General features: G+C 42.5%; 6 protein-coding genes and 1 tRNA gene. All 7 read right to left on the bottom strand.

Translation table 11 applies throughout. From position 1 onward, the window contains the following. Positions 1-753: heptaprenyl diphosphate synthase component 1 (locus AC1DUA_RS26785; protein ID WP_477502666.1), on the bottom strand; the 753-nt coding region annotated here is incomplete at its 3' end. 97 nt (positions 754-850) lie between these two features. Continuing rightward, entirely contained in the window at positions 851-1,384 is a 534-nt protein-coding gene (locus tag AC1DUA_RS26780) for a hypothetical protein (RefSeq protein ID WP_477502665.1), read from the bottom strand. A gap of 125 nt (positions 1,385-1,509) precedes the next feature. After that, positions 1,510-1,758, bottom strand: a complete 249-nt coding sequence (mtrB, locus tag AC1DUA_RS26775) for a trp RNA-binding attenuation protein MtrB (protein WP_235960061.1) — start codon at positions 1,756-1,758, stop codon at positions 1,510-1,512. A gap of 76 nt (positions 1,759-1,834) precedes the next feature. Further along, entirely contained in the window at positions 1,835-2,752 is a 918-nt protein-coding gene (locus AC1DUA_RS26770; RefSeq protein WP_477502667.1) for a phosphatase PAP2 family protein, read from the bottom strand. Positions 2,753-2,856: 104 nt separating this feature from the next. Further along, a tRNA-Pro gene (locus AC1DUA_RS26765) sits at positions 2,857-2,930 on the bottom strand. 153 nt (positions 2,931-3,083) lie between these two features. Further along, the gene (locus AC1DUA_RS26760) at positions 3,084-3,356 is read right to left on the bottom strand and encodes an HU family DNA-binding protein (protein ID WP_145655310.1); all 273 of its coding nucleotides are present in this window, start codon (positions 3,354-3,356) and stop codon (positions 3,084-3,086) included. 247 nt (positions 3,357-3,603) lie between these two features. Continuing rightward, a partial coding sequence (locus tag AC1DUA_RS26755) for a stage IV sporulation protein A (RefSeq protein ID WP_477502664.1) occupies positions 3,604-4,101 on the bottom strand: 498 nt, incomplete at its 5' end.

Here is a 4,101-nt window from a genome sequence, read left to right as displayed (position 1 = left end):
CAGCAGCTTTGTCTGAGAATCCAGCATTTGATACAGTTGCGAAGTTATATGATATTTGTGCATCAGTGTACGGACTTTGGCTTGATCCGATTCCTCAGTTTGAAGCTGCTTCCGCTCATCCTTAGTACCATGCTGCAAAATGTGCCAGAAGCCCCAGCTGCCCTTGAAATCCTCCGCAGATTCAAGTCGGAAAATCTCTTCAAAAAGCACTTCACATTTCGTATAGCTTCTCAAAATCTCCGGCCAAGCTTGGTCATACACCTCAGACATGAATTCCGAGAATGACAAAAAAAGCTGAGATTTAATCTCCACCGTTTGGTGAATGTAATCTTCTGCCGATAATTTCAATTGCTTCATTTTCATGTACGTATTCATCTTTAACCTGTTGACATCACATATGGCAGTCGATAATTGCTTAATCATGTCAATTTGGCCGGCACCGGCAAGGAGATGATAGAAGCGAGAACTGAAATAATCTCCAGCAAGAACTTTAAGCTGTCGGGATCTTGCGGCTTTTTTCTCTTTGATGTCATTCGAAGCCGTAACCAATTCATGGGTGTCGAGCGCAAGCTGCACAAGCGACGTTGCTAGCGTATACAACTCACTAGAGGAACTCAATTTACTACTTCCGTTCAAGAATGCAAACAACAGACGCGTGCGCAGCTCCGGGAAATCGGGCAAGTCTGTGTGAATTTGGATCATATCATACTCCGTGTACTGCTTGGCGATCTCTGGGATCCGATAAGAATTCATGCAAAAGCCTCCGTAACCGTGTGCCAAATCTCATTAATGTTGGTCAAGTTTCAATTCAAATCATTATATCATAACACGTTAAGAGAAGCACAATTAATTATAAGGGATATCTTTGCTGCCATTTCGAGGTGTACGTAATCCGAAACCGATTCTGCAACTCTTGTTCAAGTTGGATAAGACTGAGCTCATTTGCGCTCTTCTCCATATCCTTCCCAGATTCACGCTCGGCAACCATGGCGAGTACAAGCTGAGTTGACGCATTATCAGATGCGTTGGAATAATCAATAACCCGAACCCATACTTGATTCACATTTTTCGTTTTCATCAACATCGTCTGGGCGATTGTGTATAAATCCCGGTAGACGGCTGCTGAATCCGCATTTTTAGGCAAACTCAAATCAAGTGACATACGAGCGTTGGTCAACTCAACTTTGCGAATCCGCATTTGCAGAGGCACTTGAACGAGTAAATCCGGTAAATTATTGTCCGTAACCTGCCCAATTCGGTTGCTTGGCCAACGGTAAGGTGAGCTCAATCCCATTGAACTATCCATCTTCGGCAGTAAAGACAAACAAACGACTATGACAATAGATACCGCTAACGTCATAACGATGCGCATCGACCATCTCATATCATATTGCACCTCCTAGCTATTCAGCAAGAGCAAATCGCAAATAAAAGTTGCTTCTGTTACAAGCTCTATACACCATTGTACAAAGAAAAAAAGCAGGCTATGCCTGCTTTATCAATAATAAATTATTCTTCGGTATCTACGGTGCCGTACTTCGTAATAATAAGCGCTTTTCCTCTAACTTTAACTGCGGATGTGTGCTCCGTAAACTGGGCAATCATAACCTCACCCTTGTCCAGTTTCTCCGTATGATGAAAGCGTGTGTCCTGACCGCGTGTTAGTCCAATTACATGAACACCGTTGTCTTTGGCTTTGATAACGAAATATTCATTGCCGTTCGTGTTTGGTTGATTCATTTTGCTCGTGTCGTCCATTCTCATCCTCCGTTCTTGCCTTCACTTCATGTTCTTACCTAATGATGCCAAAAAAAGCATCCCGAAGTCAACTAACCTAAATAGAAACCTCTTTCGAATTCGGTTGCAGGCCATTGCCGTAATATTTCTTGAATCTGGCTGGCAGCACCCGAGTAGAACATAACCGAATGAGGAAATCCGATAATTTGACCGTTCCATATGCAAATAGCATGCCGGCAAATACATCAATCAACCAATGAATTTGTAAATAAAGGGTTGAGAAAATGATTGCAGCGCAGTAAGTCACCATCATGGTTTTGAAAATACGATCTTTTTCTCGTAAGGCCAGAAGAAGCATGGCAAATGAAATCGAGGTGTGCATACTTGGAAAACAGTTCATCACAGCTACAAGCAATGAGTTTTGATCCGCAAATACACGATTCAGTAAATCCGGCTGCTTGTTCACGTACCATACCTCGTGCAGCAAGATTAGGTTGTAGAAAGGCAAAATCAGCGGAAATTGCAGCATGTGACCGGATAATGCGTACGAAAGCATTTTTTTAATACTACGTGTCCAAAAGCTTCTCACAATACAGATCCATAAAGATAACACAAAGCCGTAATTATAAATCCAAGCCATGGCTTTATCCAGAAAGGGAGTGGCAATCCATCTCGCCCATCCACCAGTGTTCAGAGGAATCGCATTCATATATTCATCCCAGTGCCAGGGATGGCGGTTGTTTTCAAACATCCAATTGGCGATTTTCCACCAAAATCCGTTTCCGGACCCATAGAAATAATAAAAGACGCCGAGCAGCGGTATGCCGAAAAGAAAAAACCGCTTCCAATCCACATCAATCTGATCTTTTCGGACGCCTAACAAGCAAACTAACAGCAAGATCCAACATTCTTTACTCCAGTTCCCAACCACGCCAATCCGCCAAACTAAGTAAATTGAAGCAATAATACCGAACATTGTCCAATCTTGAGACTTTATTAGCTCGCTTAGTTTCACTTTATTCAAGACTGTTCCCCCTAAATCATCTAAGAAGTACTTATAAATTGGAACAAGCCTCTTCAAGAGAAAAAGACATCGGACTTTCGATGTCTTTTTCATAATCGGAGTAACACGATTCGAACGTGCGACCTCACCCACCCCAAGGGTGCGCGCTACCGGGCTGCGCCATACCCCGTCTGCTGCTTGGCTTACTTATTCACTTTGTAATTATAGTAGGAGATTTTCGAATTGTAAAGGCATTTTCTGCCTATAAAAGAATGAAACCGTGACTGCAAAATGCGGTCACGGCTTCGTTGTTATATAACGTTCAATAGTATGTAAAACGCAATTATTGAATGCCATCCTTAAGTGCTTTACCAGGTTTGAAAGCTGGAATTTTGCTTGCTGGGATTTCGATTTCATCACCAGTCTGTGGATTACGTCCTTTACGAGCGGAACGTTCACGAACTTCAAAGTTACCAAACCCAACTAATTGTACTTTATCCCCGCCTTGCAGCGCTTCGGAAATTGCTTCAAAAACAGCATCAACTGCTTTCGTTGCATCTTTCTTGGAAAGCTCAGAGGTTTCAGCAACCTTGTTAATCAATTCAGATTTATTCATGCCATTCACCTCCCCCCAAGATTTCTTACTTCCGTTACTTCCTGTTTTCACCGTTTCGTCAGAAAATATACATGATTCCATGAAAAAACGTTGATTTTCTTAGTAAAAATGAACATCGAAAGCAGACGAATAAATTCATAGTAATATACTACGACATCAATTTCAAGTATCGTTTTCCATTTTATGTGGGTATTTTTGCTATAAAACGACAAAAAACACTCTTACGAGTGTTTTTTTGTCTATTTTCTTACAAAATTATGGCAATTAAACCGCCAGATCCCTCGTTAATAATACGGCCAAGTGTTTCTTGCAGTTTGTAGCGCGCATTGTCCGGCATTTGAGCGAGTTTCCCTTGGATCCCTTCACGCACAATGGAATGTAGGGATCTCCCGAAAATATCTGACTCCCAAATTTTGAGCGGGTTATCTTCAAAATCCTGCATCAAATAGCGGACAAGCTCTTCACTTTGCTTTTCAGTTCCAATAATCGGGGAGAATTCAGACTCAACATCCACCCGAATCATATGAATCGACGGAGCTGTCGCCCGTAAAYGGACACCGAATCTAGAACCTTGGCGGATCAATTCTGGCTCATCGAGCGCCATCTCCGCTAGCGTTGGTGGCGCGATGCCGTAACCGGTTGTTTTGACCATCTCCAGCGCCTCAGCGAATTGATCGTACTCTCGTTTGGCATGAGTGAAGTCCTGCATCAATTGCAGTAGGTGATCTTTGCCGCGAATTTCAAC

The organism is Paenibacillus sp. 01T422, from assembly GCF_056398785.1.
This window is presented reverse-complemented; position numbering and strand designations above follow the sequence as displayed.

Bases quoted from the DNA above. Each gene is read 5' to 3' on its own strand.
- AC1DUA_RS26780 (WP_477502665.1), bottom strand. From the start codon at position 1,384: ATGAGATGGTCGATGCGCATCGTTATGACGTTAGCGGTATCTATTGTC.
- mtrB (WP_235960061.1), bottom strand. From the start codon at position 1,758: ATGGACGACACGAGCAAAATGAATCAACCAAACACGAACGGCAATGAA.
- AC1DUA_RS26760 (WP_145655310.1), bottom strand. From the start codon at position 3,356: ATGAATAAATCTGAATTGATTAACAAGGTTGCTGAAACCTCTGAGCTT.